This window comes from Flavobacterium piscinae (assembly GCF_004122145.1).
GTDB classification, from domain to species: Bacteria; Bacteroidota; Bacteroidia; order Flavobacteriales; family Flavobacteriaceae; genus Flavobacterium; species Flavobacterium piscinae.
In genome coordinates, this window is the sequence record NZ_SBKQ01000003.1 from 111,006 (window position 1) to 130,772 (window position 19,767).

Below are 19,767 nucleotides of genomic sequence, written 5' to 3' on the forward strand. Positions count from 1 at the left end.
AATTTTTATGAAAAAATCTTTAATGGCTTTAAGTTCAGTTCTTATGCTTGGAGGTTCGGTTTCTGCTCAAAAAGTAGAGTTTGAACATTACACGCTCAATAACGGAATGCATGTTATTTTACATCAGGACAATTCTGCACCGGTGGTAATCACTTCAGTAATGTATCACGTAGGTGCAAAAGATGAAAACCCAGAAAGAACAGGTTTTGCTCACTTTTTTGAACACCTTTTATTTGAAGGAACACAAAACATCGGACGTGGTGAATGGTTTAAAATAGTAACAGGAAACGGAGGGACTAACAATGCAAATACCTCAGATGACAGAACGTATTACTACGAAATCTTCCCATCAAACAACCTTGAATTAGGTTTGTGGATGGAATCAGAACGTTTATTGCATCCGGTAATTAACCAAATTGGGGTAGACACACAAAACGAAGTAGTAAAAGAAGAAAAAAGACTTCGAGTAGACAATCAACCTTATGGAAATTTAATTGCTGAAGTTAAAAAGAACATGTTTACCAAACATCCTTACCGTTGGGCAACCATTGGTTCGATGGAACATTTAGATGCAGCAACACTAGAGGAATTTCAAGCATTTAATAAAAAATATTATGTGCCAAACAATGCTACTTTAGTTGTTGCCGGACAGTTTGACCCTGCTCAAACAAGAGCTTGGATTGACAAATATTTCGGGTCTATCCCAAAAGGTGCCCCAGTTACAAGAGAAAAAATTGAAGAAACTCCTATAACAAATACCATCAGAGCCCGTTATGAAGATCCAAATATACAGATTCCAATGGTGGTGGCTTCCTACAGAACACCATCAATGAAAACCAGAGATGCTAGAGTTTTAGATATGATTTCAACTTTATTATCTGATGGAAAATCTTCGAGATTGTACAAAAAATTGGTTGACGACAAAAAAATGGCATTACAAGTAGGTGCGTTCAACTTTAGTCAAGAAGATTACGGAATGTACATTTTATACGGACTTCCGATGGGAGGAACAACTCCGGAAACTTTAATGACAGAAATTGATGAAGAAATTGTTAAACTGCAAACCGATTTAATTTCTGAAAAAGAATTCCAAAAACTACAAAACATTTATGAGAGTCAATATGTAAACAGTAATTCCTCTGTAGAAGGAATTGCAGGTAACTTAGCTACATTTCACATGTTATATGGCGATGTCAATTTAATAAATACCGAAATTGAAATTTACCGTTCTATCACAAGAGAAGAAATAAGAGAGGCTGCTAAAAAGTACCTTAACCCAAACCAACGTTTACTATTAGATTACGCTCCTAAATCAGATAAAGCTCAAAATTAAGATATCAACATGAAAAAAATAGTCATTATAGCAACGAGCTTGTTTATTTCACTTTCTATGCAAGCACAAGACAGACCTCAACCCAAACCGGGACCGGCTCCCAAAATTAATATTGGTAAGCCACAAACTTTCGAATTAAAAAACGGATTAAAAGTTTTGGTCGTAGAAAACAACAAACTTCCACGAGTTTCATATAACCTAACCATTGATAATGCTCCGTATGCAGAAGGAGCTAAAAAAGGGGTTTCAGATTTAACCAGCAGCTTAATTGGAAATGGAACAAAAACCATTTCTAAAGACGCTTTTAACGAAGAAATCGACTTCTTAGGAGCTAGCATTAATTTTGATGCAAGTGGTGCTTTTGCAAGTGGCCTTTCAAAATATTCAACCAGAATTATGGAATTGATGGCCGACGGTGCTTTAAATCCTGTATTTACTCAAGAAGAATTTGATAAAGAAAAAGCAAAGTTGTTAGAAGGTTTGAAAGCAGATGAAAAAAGCGTCCCTTCAATAGCTCGTCGAGTGCAAAGAGTTTTAGCTTATGGAAAAAATCATCCTAACGGAGAATATTTGAGCGAGGAAACAATTAATAAAGTTACGTTGGCAGATGTAAGTCAAAACTACGTAACTTACTTCACACCTCAAAATGCTTATTTGGTCATTGTAGGAGATGTAAAATTTGATGAAGTCAAAGCAAATGTTGAACGATTATTTGGTGCTTGGAAAAAAGAAGTAGCTCCTCAAGTTTCTTATTCTGATCCAAAAGATGTTCAATACACTCAAATTAACTTTGTAGATGCTCCCAATGCGGTGCAATCTGAAATTGCTGCAGTTCACATTACAAACTTAAAAATGACAGATAAAGATTATTTTGCTGCAATTGTAGCCAATCAAATCTTAGGTGGAGACTTTAATAGTTATTTGAACATGAATTTGAGAGAAGCTCACGGATGGACTTATGGAGCTCGTTCAGGATTAAGAGGAAACAAATACATCTCAAACTTCAGTGCAACTACGCAAGTTAGAAATGCTGTTACCGATAGTGCAGTAGTAGAAATTTTGAAAGAAATCAAACGTATCCGAACAGAAAAAGTAACGGATGAAACATTGAAAAATGTAAAAGCCGGCTATATTGGAAAATTCGTTATGGATATTGAAAAACCAACCACTGTTGCTCGTTATGCTTTGCAAACTAAAACACAAGGTTTACCGGCAGATTTCTATGAAAACTACATCAAAAATATTAACGCAGTTACAGCTGATGATGTTTTGAGAGTTGCTAAAAAATATTTCCTTGCTGATAACTTAAGAATCGTTATTGTGAGTAAAGCAGCCGATGTTTTGCCTGGTCTTGAAAAACTAAACATTCCAATCTTCTATTTTGACAAATATGGAAATAAAGTTGAAAAACCGGAAGAAAAGAAGGCAAGTGCAGATGTTACTGTTAAGTCTGTTTTAGAAAAATACATAGCCGCAATTGGCGGACTAAAAGCAGTTGCTGATGTAAAAACCATTATGACTAAATCTAGTGGAACAATTCAAGGAACAGCTTTAGAGTTGACTACAAAAGTAAGTGCAGAAAACAAAATGATGGTAGAAATGAAAGCAATGGGAATGACAATGATGAAACAAGTAGTCACAAAAGATAATGGTTACATGGTACAACAAGGACAACGCAAAGATTTTTCTGCTGAAGAATTAAACGAAATGAAAGCAGCAGCCTATCCATTTGAGGAGTTAAACTTATTAAACGATAACTCAATCACTTTGGGAGGAATTGAAAACATTGGTGGTTCTGATGCTTATGCTATTAAAAACGGAAAGACTACGTATTATTATGATGTAAAATCAGGGTTAAAAGTGGCTGAAGCAAAAGAAATGGAACAAATGGGACAAAAAATGACTCAAACAACCAATTATGCCGATTACAAAGATGTAAAAGGGATTAAGATTCCCCACAAAACTACTTTGAATATTGGCATGGAGTTAGAAATGATCACTTCAGAAGTAATTATTAACGAAGGGGTTAGCGAAGCTGATTTTCAATAATCAATAAAAAAATAATTCTTAAAATGAGACTGTCAGCAATGGCAGTCTTTTTTTTATCACTTGATAGAAGAAACTTCATTTTTAATCGCAAAACAAAAAAACACTTCTCTTAAATGGAACAAAGATTATAAGGATTTAAACTATTTTCCTGATTTTCGCACTTATTGATATTTTCAAATCAGATTATCTTAATATAAAATTTTCTTTCTACTGGTCTCAACGTGAAACTTGAAACCTGAAACTTGAAACCTTAAACAAAACAACTTCTCACTTCTTCGCCGAAAGATAAACACCAAACATAATAATCACAGCACCCAATAGCTGCACGAGTGTTAACCCTTCATTGTCAATTAATCCCCAAAAAAAGGCCACAACAGGAATTAAGTACGTTACCGAAGAAGCAAAAACAGGAGAGGATATTTTTATCAATTTATAAAACAAAATGTTCGCCAAAGCCGTTCCCACAATGCCCAAAATGGCAATGTAAACCAAAACATCCTGTGTTTTTTCTACTTGAACCGCCTCAAAAAAACCGGAGTAAAAAAGGACTGCAAAAGCAGGCAACAACATGACTACAAAATTTCCGGTTGTGATGCTGAGCGGACTTAAATCAGACAAATAGCGATTTATAAAATTCACGTTTAATGCATAACAAACCGAAGCAAGAATTAACAAAACAGCATAACTGTAGTTTTGATCCGGATGCGTAGCTGCTCCATTCAAAATGAGCAATGCACTACCCAACAATCCAAAAAACACCCCATAAATCTGCCGGCGTTGAAAATCGATTTTAAATAATAAAATTCCAAGCAATAAAGTATTTAAAGGAGTAAGCGAATTCAAAATGGCACTAATCGTACTGCTAATTTCCATTTGAGCATAAGAAAATAAATAAACCGGAACAAACGTGCCAAAACAAGCCGTCAAAGCCAAGTATTTCCAATGCCGAAGCTGAATTTGCTTTAAACTATTGAATCCAATAAGCAACAAAAATAATCCGGCAAAAACCATTCGCAACGATCCCAACTGAAAAGGCGTTAAACCTGTCAATCCACGTTTGATGAGGATAAATGAACTACCCCAAACCAAGGCCAAAATTGTTAAAAAAACGAATCGTAAGTTTTTATTTTCCATGGTTGATATTTTCGCATCACAAAACTCCGTTAATTTTGGCAAATAAAAAGCGAAAAAAATGTTATTTTTGTAATGTCTTATAAATAAAATTTATATCATTCATTTTAAACAATATAACTATGAGAATCACTCAAACAATCGCAGCCATCGCTTTCACAACATTGATGATGGTAAGTTGCAAAAAAGAAGCAACTGAAAACACAGAAAATGCAACCGCAACAACAGAGCAAGCACAACCGGCTCAGTTGGCCACTGCCTCGTTCACCGTTGAAGGCATGCACTGCGAAGTGGGTTGTGCCGGTCATTTAGAAAAAAAATTAGCCAAATTGGAAGGTGTTCAAAAAGCAGAAATTGATTTTGAAGCCAAAAAAGCAACCATTGAATATGATGCGAACATTCTTACTCCGGAAATATTGGTTCAAACCGTAGAAAATGCTGCCGACGGAAAGACCTATAAAGTATCTGATGTAGTGAACACTGCCGACAAAGCGATGCTTTTGAACAAAGACAAAAAGAAAAAGAAAGCTAAAAAAGAAGAAGCAGCTAAAGAAAACACTGTGGAAGAAAAAAAATCATGTTCATCCGGTGAGAAAAAAGCCTGTTGTGCAAATAAAAAAGCAGAAACGCTTTAAGCAACTTGGTTTAAGAGAAAAAAGAAACCTTTGTCAGTGAGAATTGATGAAGGTTTTTTGCATTTATAGATTATCTAACACTTTTTTTAAAATACGCTATTTTTAATTATTTTAGTAAAAACTTATTACTCCTATTAATATATAATCCAAAAAACATGACCACTCACTATACTGTAGGCAACTTAATTTACGACGCCCATATTTATGATGGGATGAACAGCAACCTCCTCGATTTGCCTTTTTATACAAAGTGGTTACCCAAAAACAAAGAAGCCAAAATTTTGGAGTTGTGTTGTGGCACAGGCCGACTTACGATTCCAATTGCCAAAGAAGGTTATGCCATTACCGGAGTAGATTTTACGCCTTCCATGCTCGCACATGCCAAAACAAAAGCATTGGAAGCCGGGTTGACAATTCCTTTCATCGAGGCCGATATTCGAACACTGGATTTAAAGGAGCAATTCGATTTGATTTTTATTCCGTTTAATTCCATTCATCATTTGTATCAAAACGACGATTTATTTCAAGCATTGCAAGGCGTTAAAAAACATTTAAAAGAAGGTGGATTGTTGTTATTGGATTGCTTTAACCCAAACATTCGCTACATCGTTGAAGCCGAAAAAGAACCACAACAAATTGCTTCCTACACAACCACAGATGGAAGAGCAGTTGTCATCAAGCAAACCATGCGGTATGAAAGCAAAACGCAGATTAACCGTATCGAATGGCATTATTTTATCAATGGTGCATTTGACTCTGTTCAGAATTTAGATTTTAGGTTGTTATTTCCTCAAGAATTAGATGCCTATTTGGAACGATGTGGTTTTTCTATTATTCATAAGTTTGGCGACTTTGAAGAAGGACCGTTTACTGATGATTCTGTTAAACAGATATTTGTTTGTCGATAAGTTAGTGCTGATTTAAAATATTCATTTTCCCTGAAAACAAACCTTCAACATTTGATATAAATCCGGGTGTTTCTTTTTCATTTGCTCCGGTTTTTCAAAAAAGTATTCGGCGGCTACGGCTAAAAATTCGGCTTGGTTGGTGCCTCCGTAATGTCTAATGTCGGATTGATTGTTATTGATTTCCTCCATTTTTTCATGAATAATTTTAAGCCACGGAATAACGTAGGGTTTTTGCAGCAACACTTCGGGAACGCCATCGGTACTGCCATCGAGTTTATCAATCAAATGCACAAATTCGTGAATCCCTGTATTGTTTTTTGATGAATGCGGCGAGAAACCATCGTGCAATGCTTTTCTGGAGAGAATCATCTGATTTTCAAAACGTCCGGTGCCAACCAAACCGCCAATTTTACGGTCTTTATCGTTCTGAGCAAAACCCAAGTCTTCATTAAAATGATCAGGATAAACCAACACTGTACTTAAATTGCGGTAATGCCATTCGGGAAAATTAAAAACCGGAATCACGGCACTGGAAGCAATATATACTTTATCTAAATCATTCAACTCAAAACCAACGCTTTCCAAATGAACTTCGCTTAAAAAAACCATGATTCGATTTTGAAAACGTTTTTGTTCTTCCAATGACAAGTCGTCGTAAAATGCCACATGTTTTAAAAGCAAATTGTGCCACTTGGGTGGAAATTGTTCTACTTTCTTTTTTTGGTTGGTATTGATAGCAAAAATGGCAAAACCGATTAATAGTGAAAACAATAGGGCGGTTGTCATAAAATGGTCTTATTTAAGGAAAATAACCTACTTAAAAAACAAGAATAAAATTATTGTAAGATTCTTAATTGGCCGTTTTACTGAAACTGGGAGGAGATCTGAAAATTACTTCATTATTTCTTCCACCGCATCGTCTCCATCAACGTTTGCATATCATCTTTAATATAACTCGCTGCAGGCATAATCGAGTCAAAATTGGGTTTGGAAAAATTACTTAACTAAAACTTCATAACCGCCTCTGCTGTTCACCCTGAACTCCCAACCGTATTCTGTTGTGCCATTATATTCCTCTGAAAGTTCAAAAAATTTTGGTTTGATAACTGAATTAACTGACAAATAGTTGATTAAAACCCTAAAAAATGAAAAATTATTGTTATGGAGTTTCTTAAAACCAATCTCTATTGCTGTTTTGTTAAAACCATATTTAAAGGAATCTGATAATCAGAAGTATCACGCAATGAACCATCCTGACAATTTAAAATAGAATAGGTAATTCTATTCACTTGCCATTGAAGTTTAGCGGGTTGACCTTGTATTGGAGGGATATAAATTAAATCTAAGGAGGCTTTTTTATTTCTACGACAGCTCAGCGTGGGTTCATCATACATTAGAGTTATAGCATTTAAATTATTTTTGCTTAAACTACTACCCCGAATACCATTTGCATTGTAACTATTCAAAACTTCATCAAAAACTAATCCAAAAGGAGGGTATGTGTTATAAATTGTTATACCGTTTCTTTTATATTCAAAATGAGCAACAAGTTCATCAAGATAAATGGTTTGTTTAATTTCTTCACCAAAATTCTTTTTTTCTTTTTTATAAAAAGAAACCCTAAAATAATGCTGAGTTCCTTCAACTGTTTCATTATAAACCCATGTACCAATAAATTTTGACAATCTAAAATTTATATCCTTGTAGTAAATGTCGTTTTCTTTAGAGTGAAAAAGATTTTCTAGTGGATATATTGTTTGAGCCTCTCCTGTAAAAGAATAAATGGATGCTATAATTATAAAATATTTTAATTTATTTTTCATAATGTTTAAATTTAATAGGTCACTTTTTCCCATGCGGAGATGGTATTATTAGTTAAATTCAAAGTTGCTTTATAAAGTACTAAACCGGTTTCATAAAAATCATCACTTAAGAAAAAAGATAAATATTTATTTAAAAGATTTTCTCTACTTGTAAGATTATTAGGAATTGCATCTCTGAAAGCTCTTTTTACAACATATTCTTCATATTGCATTTCAAACTTTTCTAACTTCACCGGATCAGAAATAATATCATCAAAAAAAGTTTGTGCTTTTTGTGGATCATCTACCCTTAGGGCATAAACCGTCGTGCCGGCTGTTACTAAAATAGAGGTTACTTTATCACTGTCTGTTGGGTTTAGTTGGTTTCGTTCTACAAACAGACTAAACATCCCTATTAAATCATCTTCGCTAAAAACAGGGTCTAACCCATTGTAATGCAAATGCATCCTGATCAATGTGTTTGCCTGAACCGGAGGAAACTGTACAGCTCCACCTGTAGAGGTGTAAACAACTTGTGCTTCAACCGGCACAAATTCGCCTCTGCTGTTCACCCTAAACTCCCAACCGTATTCTGTTGTACCATTATATTCATCTGAAAGTTCAAAAAATTTTGGCTTGATAACCGAATTAACCGATATGATATTCAAATCTGTAATATGTGAATCGTCTTGGGGTAGATTAACAATAGGAGTACTTGGCGTGACAAAATAGTCATTCGGGTCATTGGGTAAATTAATTGTTCCATTAGTAAATGTTGCTCCTGTAGATTGCCCTCCATTGCTGTTCCAATCGTTAAAAATATATCCCCAGTCATAACCTGCTCCTGGAATCCCACCTTCGCCGGGAGAATAGTTTCCGTTTGGACTGTTAGCTCCTCCATTGCATGTGCCTTCTACAACGAGGTAGAAGATAAGAAGAATCCCATCTACTTCCTCTGCTCCAAGAAAAATACCACACCTGCCGTCGCCAATTGCATATGTTTGAACTACTCCCACTTCATTTCTCTCAAATATCCCCTGATTGTAATTAGACAACGGTACAATAGTTAATTTATTTTTTAAATCTTCAATTTGTCCACCATTTTCGAGTTGGGCTATCTCCTCCTGAGTAAGGTCATATTGATATAATTGGGCAATATAACCACCATTAAAATCACTTATAAGCACCAAATTTTCTAATAATCCATTGGAAACAGTACGTGTAATTTTAAAGGTGATGGAGTGTGAAGATCCTACGTTTGAAATATAGATGGTTGAAGTATTAACGGTAAAATCATTAATGCTATCATAAACCATTCTGCCATGGAGATGTTGATAGTTCTGAATTTGTTGTAACTTTTGATAAGCATTAGGAATTTTTTTTACTTCCTCTAAAGTTATCAACCTAGAAGATATTTTAGTATCAGAATTTTTCGCATCTATTGACTCATCCTGACAATTTGATAAAAGCACGGTTAAAAAGAATACAAAAATATAAAAAACAAATTTTTTCATAAAGAGGTAATTAAATACGTTTTTTCTTATAGTCATAACAGTTAATTGATAGTATTATTATCTATAACTAGAAATTTAACAATTGATAGATACTTTAATATATACAATTTATTAATTAGTTAAAAACAAGAAAATAAATAATTACTTCTTCCACCGCATCGTCTCCATCAACGTTTGCATATCATCCTTAATGTAACTCGCTGCCGGCATAATCGAGTCAAAATTGGGTTTTGCATAAAAATAAACCGAACCGGTTACAAAATGTTGAATGCTGTCGGTTAAATAAAATTGCGTATTGGTAGCCGCATTTCCACCCACTTGATAAAACATACCGTACACTTTGTCTTTGGTGTTGATAAAAGGCGTTTCAACAATATCATCGGCTTTAATGACGTGTTCGTAGGTAAGTTTTTGAGCATCTTTCAACAATTCATCAATGTTGTTATCCACTTTTCGATAGGTTAAATAAACCGTAGCTTTCATTTTAGGATATTGAATTGTGACATCGCAATTGTCTTTCACGTTTACTTTAGTTTCCGTATTATGATCAAAATTAAAATCACACGGACTATCAAATTGCATATAATTAGCCATTTCATAATCCAATCGCAATTGTGCAGAAGGTTTAGGTAAAACATCTTCTTTACATCCTATCAATAAACAAAAGACCAACAGGAATCCAAAATATACAATCGATTTATGCATCTAAGGTCACTTTAATTTGTTTTACACGTTTTTTGTCTACCGATTCAATAGTAAACAAACATTTATCAAAAAAGATCTTTTGTCCCTTTTTAGGAAAGGTTCCGATGATTTCTAAAATAAATCCGGCTAAGGTTTCGGCTTCGCCTTTTTTATCTTCAAATAAATCTTCGTCAACATCCACAATTCTGTAAAAATCTTTCAGGTTTATTTTTCCTTCAAAAAGAAAATTTTTATCGTCAATTTGTGAATAGTTTATGTTCTCATCGTCAAATTCATCACTGATATCGCCCACAATCTCTTCGATAATATCTTCCAATGTGATTACACCGGATGTTCCACCGTATTCATCTACCACAATGGCCAAATGGTTTTTCATTCCTTGAAAATCTTTCAATAAATTGTCTAACTTTTTGTTTTCGGGCACAAAAAACGGTTCTCTCAGCAAGGTTATCCAATCAAATTCAGTTTTGTCAATGTGTGGCAGCAAATCTTTTACATACAAAACGCCTTCTACTTGATCAATATTGTCTCGGTACACCGGAATTCTGGAATAACCTTTGTCTAAAATTTTAGTTAAAATTTCTTTAAATGTTTCTTCAATTTCCAAAGCAAACACATCAATTCGCGGACTCATAACTTGGCTGGTATCCGTATTTCCAAAGGATACAATACCTTCCAGTATTTTTTGCTCCTCCTGCGAAGTGTCATCCGAAGAAGTAAGCTCCAACGCCTGAGAAAGTTGATTAACTGAAATATTGGTCTTTTGTTTGCCCAATTTGTTTTCAAAATAAATAGTTGCAGCCCGCATCGGCATATTGATAGGTGACAAGACTACATTGAGAAAATGGATAGGTTGTGCCACCATTTTGGCAAATTTCACATTGTTTCGATTGGCATAGACTTTTGGTAAAATTTCGCCGAAAAGTAAAATTAAGAAGGTAACTACTCCGACTTCAATAGCAAATTTCAACCATTCGGGATAAATTGTTCCCAACAAATCATTTTTAATAAAGGAAAAGATGATTACGATACCAATATTAATAAAATTGTTGGCTATTAATAAAGTAGCCAACAATTTTTTTGGTCTTTTTAAAAGATTGGAAATTAAATTTCCCTTTGTTTCATTTTGTTCAATGGCATCATCAATATCTTTTTGAGAAAGCGAGAAAAGAGCCACCTCGGCACCTGAAGCAAGTGCAGAAAAAAACAACAAGATTATAATTCCAAGTACTCCAAAGAGTAAGCTTGTATTAATTAGTTCCGGAAAACTCGCGGGGTCTGCGTCCAAATGGTTAAAAATTGGTTATACATTAATACGGCAGATCGTCATTGTCTGAATTTCTCACACCGTGGCTGTCAAAATTAGTGTTTTTATTTGAATCTTGATTTTGTTTGTTCAATTCCGTTTCTTTTTTAGTGGTTAAAAAAGTAAATTCAGTTACCTGTATTTCGGTGGTATATTTGGTCTGTCCGTCTTCTGCCTGCCATTGTCGCGATTTAATTCTTCCTTCTACGTAAATCTTATCGCCTTTTGAAAGGTATTTTTCGCAAATTTCGGCCGCTTTGTTTCGCACCACCAAGTTATGCCATTCTGTTGAAGTTAGTTTTTCGTTGGTAGTTTTATTGATATAGACTTCATTGGTTGCCAACGGAAATCTACCTATACAATTGCCCCCTTCAAAATAGTGCATTTTTACATCATCGCCTAAGTGACCAATTAACATCACTTTGTTTAAAGTTCCATTCATAATATTCTAGAGTTGTTTTTGGATAATATCAAAGTTACAAATTTAATAACAGTTTAGAAATTCTTTTCAATAAAATTAAAAATCACGATTGGGAAAGGAAGCTTTTTTACAGCTTCTCTTGCTATTCCGTTTTTAAGCATCCCTTCTACTTTTAGTTCCCAAAACCTTATTTTCAGTCGTTGATGAGATAAAATATGTAAAACACTTTTCTCATCATAAGGTTTTAATGAGATTAATTCGTTTGTAAGAAAAGTGGTGGTGGAAATTTTTTCTTTAACTTCTTTCTCGTTGAGTTCCTTATCTGATTCTATCAAAGGAAATTCATAAAGATTATGCCAAATTCCTTTAGCAGTCCGTTGTTGAATTATAGAATGTCCACGTTCATCCTCCAAAACCAAATAATTAAAAAACCGTTCAGTTACTTTCGTTTTTTTTAATTTTATCGGAAGCAAATCTACTTTTTTCTTTTGTAATGCGGCACAACTATCTTTAAATACACAAATTGAACAATTTGGATTTTTTGGAACACATTGCAAAGCACCAAATTCCATTAAAGCTTGATTAAATACATCCGGTTGTTTGCTATCAATCAATTCATTGGCAAGAGCAGTAAATTCTTTTTTGGCTGTAGCCGATGAAATATCGGTTTCCACATCAAAATAACGTGCTAAGATTCTAAAAACATTGCCATCCACTACAGGAACAACTTCTTTTTGACTGAATGAAGCAATGGCTGCTGCCGTGTAGGATCCGATTCCTTTTAATTTTAGTAATTCTGTATAGGTTGTCGGAAAGGTTCCGTTGAGTTCAAAAGCAATAATTTGAGCTGTTTTATGCAAATTTCTACCTCTGGAATAATAACCCAATCCTTGCCAAAGTTTTAAAACTTGTTCTTCAGAAGCGTTGGCTAAATCAAAAACGGTTGGAAAAGTTTCGATAAACCGCTCATAATAGGGTAACCCTTGAGCCACTCTGGTTTGTTGCAGAATAATTTCTGAGAGCCAGATCGGGTAGGGATTAGTAGTATTTCGCCATGGTAAATCGCGTTTATTTTCTAAATACCATTGAATAAGCCGATTAGAAAAAGTCATAAATTTGAATTGGTTAACAAAAGTATAAGTTTATGTAATTAAATTTTAATCAATTATGCTTGAATATTTGTTTTTTTAATTTGTATATTTGCACTCTCAAAAATTTACACATAAAATTTAATACGCAAGAAAATGACGAAAGCAGATATCGTAGCGAAGATTTCAGAAAAATTAGGACTTGAAAAAGGAGATGTTCAAGCAACAGTAGAGTCTTTTATGGAAGAAGTTAAAAACTCATTAGAAACCGGAGACAATGTTTACTTAAGAGGTTTTGGAAGTTTTATTATCAAAACTAGAGCTGAAAAAACAGGAAGAAACATTTCTAAAAACACAACAATTAAAATTCCTGCTCACAACATTCCGGCATTCAAGCCTGCAAAAGTATTTGTAGAAGGTGTGAAAACCAACACTGAAGTAGCAGTATAACTCATTTATTAATACCAAAAAGATCACACTATGCCAAGTGGAAAAAAGAGAAAAAGACATAAGGTAGCGACGCACAAACGCAAGAAAAGAGCGAGAGCTAACCGTCACAAAAAGAAAAAGTAGTTCTAAACTACTTTTTTCTTTTACAAAAAGTTCTTTGAAATGAAACAGTAAAAAACAATAACTGTTTCACCGGGTACAAACTACCTGTTTAAAATATTGTTTAATCCATCTGTACAATTAAGTTGGTGGTGAGTAGTTTCAAGTTTCAAGTTTCAAGTTGGTTATACTAATTTTTAACTTCCAGCTTTAAACTTCCAGCTTCTGGCTAAAAGGTATAGATAAAAATTTACAACGTGAATAAAGAGTTGATCATCAGGTCAGGTTCTGAAGCTGTAGATTTTGCCTTATTAAAAGATGGAAAACTAGTAGAATTACACAAAGAAGAAGAGCAAAAGAGCGGTTTTCAAGTGGGTGATATTTTTATTGCCAAAATCAGAAAACCGGTTCCCGGTCTTAACGCGGCTTTTGTAAATTTAGGCTTTGAAAAAGATGCCTTTTTACATTATCACGATTTAGGACCCAACTTAGCTTCGATGTTGAAGTTCACAAAACTTGTAAGCACAGGTAAACAAAAAGATTTCTCCCTTAAAAACTTTCAGTTTGAAAAAGAAATCGACAAAGACGGTATCATCACCGATGTGTTGAGTGCCAATCAGTCGGTTTTAGTACAAATCGTTAAAGAACCTATTTCTACCAAAGGTCCAAGAATTAGCTCAGAGCTATCATTGGCCGGAAGATATATCGTTCTGGTTCCATTTTCAGATCGCGTTTCTGTTTCTCAAAAAATAGAATCGAAAGAAGAAAAAGACCGTTTAAAGAAACTTGTACAATCGATCAAACCAAAAGGATTTGGTGTTATTGTTCGCACAGTAGCAGAAGGCAAAAAAATAGCCGAACTAGACCAAGACATGCAGAATTTACTCAGTAAATGGACTGCCATGTGTAAAAAATTACCAACGGCTCATCATCCGTCAAAAGTTTTAAGTGAAATGAACAGAGCTTCATCCATCCTTAGAGACGTATTTAATGATTCCTTTACCGGAATTTACATCGACGATGAAGAGTTGTTTGAGCAAACCAAGGAATCAATTGAAGAAATTGATCCCTCAAAAGTATCTATTGTCAAGTTATACCAATCGAAAGAATTGCCCATCTTTGAAAAATACCATATCGAAAGACAAATCAAAACGTCTTTTGGCAGAACGGTATCGATGAGCAAAGGAGCTTATTTAATTATTGAACACACCGAAGCTCTTCACGTTATTGATGTGAACAGCGGAAATCGTTCCAATAAAGCTCAAAATCAAGAAGATACTGCCTTAGAAGTAAACCTAATTGCTGCAGCAGAAGTTGCCAGACAATTGCGTTTGCGAGATATGGGCGGAATTATTGTAGTCGATTTTATCGATATGCAAAATCCCGAAAACCGAAAAGTGCTTTTTGATTTCTTGCGAGAGGAAATGAGCGATGACAAAGCCAAACACAAAATCTTACCGCCAAGTAAGTTTGGATTAATCCAAATTACACGACAACGCGTAAGACCGGAAGTTAACATTAAAACAAGAGAAGAAGATCCAAACAAAGGAACTGGAGAAATAGATGCTCCCATTCAAGTAATTGATAAAATCTCTCTCGATGTTGAACGACTAAAAGACCACAAAAAATTGGTGCTAAATGCCCATCCCTTTGTGGCAGCCTACCTAACCAAAGGTTTTCCATCATTACGTTCAAAATGGTTTTTTGAACATAAAAAATGGGTGAAAATTATACCTCGTGATGCTTACACGTTTTTACAATATCATTTTTTTGACAAAGATGGTAATGAAATCAAAGATTAAAAATAAACGTCTGCCTTTTTGGTGGGCGTTTTTTTTTGGTTTTTAACTAATTTGTTCATTTGATTTGCCACGCATTACTCTAATTCCGCTAATTTTGAAAATTACTTTTTACTTCTTTTGATGAAATTTCAATTTATTATTACTATTTTATGTTGGATACTTTTCCATACTTCAACCTCAGCTCAATCGGGCTGCAAAGACGTTTTTGCTAAAAATTACGATGGCAATGCCACTGAAAATGATGGCAGTTGTCGCTATAAAAAACTAAAAATAAAAGAATTTAAATCCATAATTTTAAGCGATTCTTTAAATGAAGTTTCCGGATTGATGGAATGGGAAAATCATCTTTACACCCATAACGATGACACCGATTTGTATCTTTATCAATTAAATAAAGAAGGAAACATTACAAGAAGCATTAAGCTAGAGGGAATAAAAAACAAGGATTGTGAGGAAATTTCACAAGATGATACTCATATATATTTAGGTGATTTTGGTAATAATTCCAAAGGTAACCGAACTGATTTATCCATTTACAAAATCGCAAAAGAATCTCTTTTTGACCATCCCAAAATTGAAAAAATTACCTTTTCTTATCCTGAACAAACTGACTTTTCCAAGCAAAAAAGCAATACAACCAACTTTGATTGTGAAGCGTTTATTGCAACCGAAAATGAATTAATTTTGTTTACCAAACAATGGTCAACTAAACAAACAGCCGTTTATCGTTTACCTAAAGAACCCGGAAATCATAAAGCAGAATACATTACCAGTTTACAAGTTAATGGTTTGATAACTGGAGCCAATTATTTAGCATCTAAAAACCTAATCTCACTTTGTGGTTATTCAAAAAAATTAAAACCATTTATATATCTCATTTCCGATTGGAATGAGTTAAATTTTGAAAAAACGAATCAACGTAAAATTAAACTTCAACTGCCATTTCACCAAATTGAAGGGATTAGTACAACCAACGGTCTAGATTATTTTCTTATAAACGAAGGATTTACAAAAAAATTGATTGGAACAATTCAACAACAGTTGCATTTTTTTTCATTGGATGTTAGTCCAAAATAATTTAAAAATTTGCACATCATTACTAAAAATAGGAGTGAAAATTCCTGAAAAATTTCTATCTTTATAATTAATCTTATTTATATTCTTTGATTATTAAGGATTTATTTCTTGATAAAATTTTTAAAAGACTGCTAATGACCGTAAGACAACACCGAAAAAACTGTATTTATGTCGCTTCTTTGTTATATGATTTAGACATCTATTCAGAAGAATTTTATGATTATTTAGTATTGCCGAAATGCGTAGTTAAATTAGACATTTTACATGCGAAAAGATAGTGATTTGGATTTTTAATCCTCCCTCACCAACTCCACTTTCCGCTTAATCTCTCCCCCATTTTCATCTACCACCGTTATGTAATGAATGCCGGATGTCGCTTTCAATGGCATATCGTGAAAGTTTTGCGTGATTCCTAAATACGTATTGTTCACATACCAATACAATTTTATATTGGGTTGCGAATGGGCCACTTTTAAAATGACCGGTTGTACTTCGCTGTCAAAGTTTTTGGTCAAATAAATTTTACTGTTCGTTTTTGGATAAATAAAATCCATAAAAGGGGTTTGATTGTCATCACAATCCGAACGAAAAGGCGGCAAAACCCAATAATCCATGTTTTTGCTTTTATAATACCATTCCATCACCGGAGGCAACACAAACCAGGTTTTGGTAACCATTTCATCCACATTTTCACAACTGCTGTTCACCCGAAATTGTTCTGTTTTATCCAAATGAACAATTTTGTGATACGAACATTGAACAGTCTGTTTGGCCGTTACCGGAATCCATTGCATGCTTTTTGGACAATTTTCACTGGCTAAATAACCGCTTTTAGCACATACTTCGGCTTGTTGCATATTGTTCAATGGCTTTTCAAACCAATTACTTCTAGGCAATAAATTAAACACGTCAAACAAAATAGGAGCCGCATGACTGACACCGGTAAGCAACGGACGACCTTCTCCTGTGGCGTTACCAACCCAAATTCCAACGACATATTTCTTGCTTGTTCCCACTGCCCACGCATCGCGGTTCCCAAAACTCGTTCCGGTTTTCCAAGCAATGGGTAAGGAAGAATCGTAAAAACGCCACGCTTCATCGCCTTCGGGTCGGTTGACTTCCTTCATCGCTTCGTAGGTTAGGTAAATTGAACCGGCTCCTACGATATTTTTTTGATACGATAATTTTCCAAAATCAATTTTTTGAGTCGCATCATAATTCAACTCCGAAAACTCGTTTTTGCGGTATTGAAACTTATTTTTCTGATAGTGATTCAATGTTCCGGTGAGTCCGGCATAGGTTTTACACAAATCCCACAAATTGCTTTCGGCTCCTCCTAAAATGAGCGACAATCCATAATGATTCGGATGTCGTTTCATCGTTGAAAAACCATATTGTTGTAATTGGTCATAAAAGCGATAGACCCCAAAATCCTGCAACATCAATACTGACGGAATATTTAGCGAACGTGACAAAGCCCGTCGTGCCGGAACCGCTCCATCATAAGTCAAATTAAAATTCTGCGGAGTGTAGCCTGAAATTTGGGTTGGAATATCAGGAACTAAGGTGTTGGGTAACAATTCGCCATCGTCTAACATTCCGGCAAAAAGCAACGGTTTCAAAATACTTCCCGTACTACGCGGAGCCGAAATAATATCGACATCTTTTTGGTGGTTTTTATCCGTGGGAGCGTTACCCACATAACCCACAATGTTTCGAGTTTCCACATCCACCACCAAAATGGCCAAATTATAGACTTCATTTTGTTTGTACTGGTAATAATAATTTTGAGCAATTTGATTCAAGCGTTCTTGCAAAGCAAAATCAATCGTGGTTTTTATTTTTTGTCCTTCTTGATTTTTGGCCGTGCGTTGCAATAAATGTGGAGCCATTTGCGGTAAATCATAAGGTTTTTGAGGTAAGGGTTCTTGCAACGCCATTTCGTATGAAAGTTGGTCTATTACCTTATTCTCATACAATTTTTGCAACAACCGATTGCGTTTTTCGAGTAATCGTTGTTGGTTTTTTCCGGGATAAATTAAGCTTGGAGCATTCGGTAAAACCGCCAATGTAGCCGTTTCTGCCCACGATAACTGATGCGATTGCACACCAAAATACCGCCACGAAGCCATTTCTAATCCCACCACATTGCTACCAAACGGAGCGTGAGCGGAATACAATTTTAGGATATTTTTTTTTGAATGACGAAGTTCCAAACGCGTAGCCAAAACCACTTCAATGACTTTTTCAAAATACGTTCTGTTTTGTCCTTTTCGGGAAAGGCGAATAACTTGTTGGGTTAAGGTACTTCCGCCTCGAACTACTCTGTTGGCTTTGCGGTTTTGCCGAAAGGCATTCCACATTGAAATCGGGTTAAAACCCGGATGATAATAAAAATGTTGATCTTCAAAAGCAATGATACAATGTTGAAACTTCTCCGGCACACTATCCGAAGCCGGAAACCGCCATTGCCCATCACGAGCGATTTTGGCTCCTAATAAATTACCTTCTTTGCTTTCAATCACGGTGGAATACGGTTCGTTAAAAAGCGTTCGTGGCAAACAAAAGTAATAACCAACCAACAATAGCAAAATCAAAATGGATTTGATTTTGTCTTGAAGGATTTTGGTTTTTGTTTTATGGAGGAAGGGTTTAAGCACGATGCGAAAGTGTAGCTTTTTATAATTCTAAGATGTTTTACTTATTTGTTTCTTCCATTGGCGGCGGGGGCGGGGGTGGCGAATCATATGGTGAAAAATCACCTTTTAAATCATCATAATTCTCCGAAAAATCTGTTCTTATGTGAAATGGAATTTCTTCTGAAAGTAATTCTAATTCTTCTTTTGACAAATCGCAAACTAGCTTTCCAAACTTTCTATATGCTTGTTTATTTAAAAATCCGGCATATCCTTTTAGCGTTTCCAAAATCAATTCTTATAAAAGACTTTTATTAACTTTCTTATCCCAAAAAAAGGTAATAATTATATATTGAAAATTATCTTCTCCTCTTTCAAAATAAAAATCTTCGATACTTTGACCAACTTGATTTAATCTTTTGTTTTCTTCTTCAATAAAAATAGAATTATTTTCAGACAAATAAATATGAAAAAAATTTCTAATTGAAAAAAAAGGAGGGTTTTCAACAAATGTGTAATTACAGGAATGAAAAGCCAATGGGATTTTAACATCTTCTGATAATTCTAAATTTAGAATAATATCAGCATAACCCGAGTCTGAATTTCTAAACAAACTATCCAACTTAGTTTTATAATCGTCTCTGAAATCTACTAATGAAAAATTGGTTTTTGGTAACGAATCAAATGTTTTGAATATTTGGAGTTCGTTTTCGCAAAATAGTGGTGGTTCAATTTCTTTTTTTTGACAGGAAATTGAAAGGAAAAGTACAACGAATATAATTTTGAAATTTTTCATTTTATTTCTTTAAAG

The 19,767-nt window shown here is 34.5% G+C and carries 19 protein-coding genes and 1 pseudogene; 8 read left to right on the forward strand and 12 right to left on the reverse strand.

From position 1 onward, the window contains the following. Nucleotides 1-7: 7 nt before the first annotated feature. Nucleotides 8-1,333 (forward strand): M16 family metallopeptidase, encoded by a 1,326-nt coding sequence (locus EQG68_RS03465; protein WP_129463395.1) that lies wholly within the window; start codon nucleotides 8-10, stop codon nucleotides 1,331-1,333. 9 nt (nucleotides 1,334-1,342) lie between these two features. Beyond that, the gene (locus EQG68_RS03470; protein WP_187347457.1) at nucleotides 1,343-3,382 is read left to right on the forward strand and encodes a M16 family metallopeptidase; all 2,040 of its coding nucleotides are present in this window, start codon (nucleotides 1,343-1,345) and stop codon (nucleotides 3,380-3,382) included. Between the two features lie 267 nt (nucleotides 3,383-3,649). Here EQG68_RS03470 and EQG68_RS03475 read toward each other — a convergent pair whose 3' ends face one another. Then, a complete protein-coding gene (locus tag EQG68_RS03475) occupies nucleotides 3,650-4,516 on the reverse strand; it encodes a DMT family transporter (protein WP_129463396.1) in 867 nt (288 codons plus the stop codon). Nucleotides 4,517-4,635: 119 nt separating this feature from the next. Here EQG68_RS03475 and EQG68_RS03480 point away from each other — a divergent pair, with 119 nt between their 5' ends. Together EQG68_RS03480 and EQG68_RS03485 are read left to right on the forward strand one after the other, a co-directional pair. Further along, nucleotides 4,636-5,148 carry a heavy-metal-associated domain-containing protein gene (locus EQG68_RS03480; RefSeq protein ID WP_129463397.1) on the forward strand — a complete coding sequence of 171 codons (513 nt, stop codon included), beginning with the start codon at nucleotides 4,636-4,638 and terminating at the stop codon, nucleotides 5,146-5,148. Between the two features lie 155 nt (nucleotides 5,149-5,303). Then, nucleotides 5,304-6,056 carry a class I SAM-dependent methyltransferase gene (locus EQG68_RS03485; RefSeq protein WP_129463398.1) on the forward strand — a complete coding sequence of 251 codons (753 nt, stop codon included), beginning with the start codon at nucleotides 5,304-5,306 and terminating at the stop codon, nucleotides 6,054-6,056. Between the two features lie 21 nt (nucleotides 6,057-6,077). Here EQG68_RS03485 and EQG68_RS03490 read toward each other — a convergent pair whose 3' ends face one another. From EQG68_RS03490 to mutY, 8 genes and pseudogenes are all read right to left on the reverse strand, one after another. Further along, nucleotides 6,078-6,842, reverse strand: a complete 765-nt coding sequence (locus EQG68_RS03490) for a M90 family metallopeptidase (protein WP_129463399.1) — start codon at nucleotides 6,840-6,842, stop codon at nucleotides 6,078-6,080. Between the two features lie 113 nt (nucleotides 6,843-6,955). Then, nucleotides 6,956-7,051 (reverse strand): annotated as a pseudogene (locus tag EQG68_RS15220) (gliding motility lipoprotein GldD); the annotation flags it as partial. 189 nt (nucleotides 7,052-7,240) lie between these two features. Next, nucleotides 7,241-7,879, reverse strand: a complete 639-nt coding sequence (locus tag EQG68_RS03500; RefSeq protein ID WP_129463400.1) for a DUF6705 family protein — start codon at nucleotides 7,877-7,879, stop codon at nucleotides 7,241-7,243. A gap of 11 nt (nucleotides 7,880-7,890) precedes the next feature. Beyond that, entirely contained in the window at nucleotides 7,891-9,372 is a 1,482-nt protein-coding gene (locus EQG68_RS03505) for a hypothetical protein (RefSeq protein WP_129463401.1), read from the reverse strand. A gap of 141 nt (nucleotides 9,373-9,513) precedes the next feature. Then, on the reverse strand, nucleotides 9,514-10,077 hold the full coding sequence (gene gldD / locus EQG68_RS03510; protein WP_129463402.1) for a gliding motility lipoprotein GldD: 564 nt from the start codon (nucleotides 10,075-10,077) through the stop codon (nucleotides 9,514-9,516). Next, nucleotides 10,070-11,365, reverse strand: a complete 1,296-nt coding sequence (locus EQG68_RS03515) for a gliding motility-associated protein GldE (protein ID WP_129463403.1) — start codon at nucleotides 11,363-11,365, stop codon at nucleotides 10,070-10,072. The genes gldD and EQG68_RS03515 overlap by 8 nt, the downstream gene beginning before the upstream one ends. A gap of 22 nt (nucleotides 11,366-11,387) precedes the next feature. Beyond that, complete coding sequence (locus EQG68_RS03520) at nucleotides 11,388-11,825, reverse strand: single-stranded DNA-binding protein (protein WP_129463404.1); 438 nt, start codon at nucleotides 11,823-11,825, stop codon at nucleotides 11,388-11,390. 53 nt (nucleotides 11,826-11,878) lie between these two features. Then, on the reverse strand, nucleotides 11,879-12,916 hold the full coding sequence (gene mutY, locus EQG68_RS03525; RefSeq protein ID WP_129463405.1) for an A/G-specific adenine glycosylase: 1,038 nt from the start codon (nucleotides 12,914-12,916) through the stop codon (nucleotides 11,879-11,881). Between the two features lie 132 nt (nucleotides 12,917-13,048). Here mutY and EQG68_RS03530 point away from each other — a divergent pair, with 132 nt between their 5' ends. The 4 genes from EQG68_RS03530 (at nucleotide 13,049) to EQG68_RS15005 (ending at nucleotide 16,598) form a co-directional block, all read left to right on the forward strand. After that, complete coding sequence (locus EQG68_RS03530; RefSeq protein WP_112085891.1) at nucleotides 13,049-13,342, forward strand: HU family DNA-binding protein; 294 nt, start codon at nucleotides 13,049-13,051, stop codon at nucleotides 13,340-13,342. Nucleotides 13,343-13,698: 356 nt separating this feature from the next. Further along, nucleotides 13,699-15,243 carry an Rne/Rng family ribonuclease gene (locus tag EQG68_RS03535; RefSeq protein ID WP_129463406.1) on the forward strand — a complete coding sequence of 515 codons (1,545 nt, stop codon included), beginning with the start codon at nucleotides 13,699-13,701 and terminating at the stop codon, nucleotides 15,241-15,243. A 120-nt stretch (nucleotides 15,244-15,363) separates the two neighbouring features. Beyond that, nucleotides 15,364-16,320 (forward strand): T9SS C-terminal target domain-containing protein, encoded by a 957-nt coding sequence (locus tag EQG68_RS03540; protein WP_129463407.1) that lies wholly within the window; start codon nucleotides 15,364-15,366, stop codon nucleotides 16,318-16,320. Between the two features lie 134 nt (nucleotides 16,321-16,454). Continuing rightward, nucleotides 16,455-16,598 (forward strand): hypothetical protein, encoded by a 144-nt coding sequence (locus EQG68_RS15005; RefSeq protein ID WP_164975381.1) that lies wholly within the window; start codon nucleotides 16,455-16,457, stop codon nucleotides 16,596-16,598. A gap of 12 nt (nucleotides 16,599-16,610) precedes the next feature. Here EQG68_RS15005 and pbpC read toward each other — a convergent pair whose 3' ends face one another. The 3 genes from pbpC to EQG68_RS03555 are packed head-to-tail and all read right to left on the reverse strand — an operon-like array spanning nucleotide 16,611 to nucleotide 19,752. After that, nucleotides 16,611-18,983 (reverse strand): penicillin-binding protein 1C, encoded by a 2,373-nt coding sequence (gene pbpC / locus EQG68_RS03545; protein WP_164975384.1) that lies wholly within the window; start codon nucleotides 18,981-18,983, stop codon nucleotides 16,611-16,613. 34 nt (nucleotides 18,984-19,017) lie between these two features. Then, nucleotides 19,018-19,245, reverse strand: coding sequence for a hypothetical protein (locus tag EQG68_RS03550; protein WP_129463408.1), 228 nt, complete (start codon nucleotides 19,243-19,245; stop codon nucleotides 19,018-19,020). Between the two features lie 9 nt (nucleotides 19,246-19,254). Next, entirely contained in the window at nucleotides 19,255-19,752 is a 498-nt protein-coding gene (locus tag EQG68_RS03555; RefSeq protein ID WP_129463409.1) for a hypothetical protein, read from the reverse strand. Between the last annotated feature and the right edge of the window lie 15 nt (nucleotides 19,753-19,767).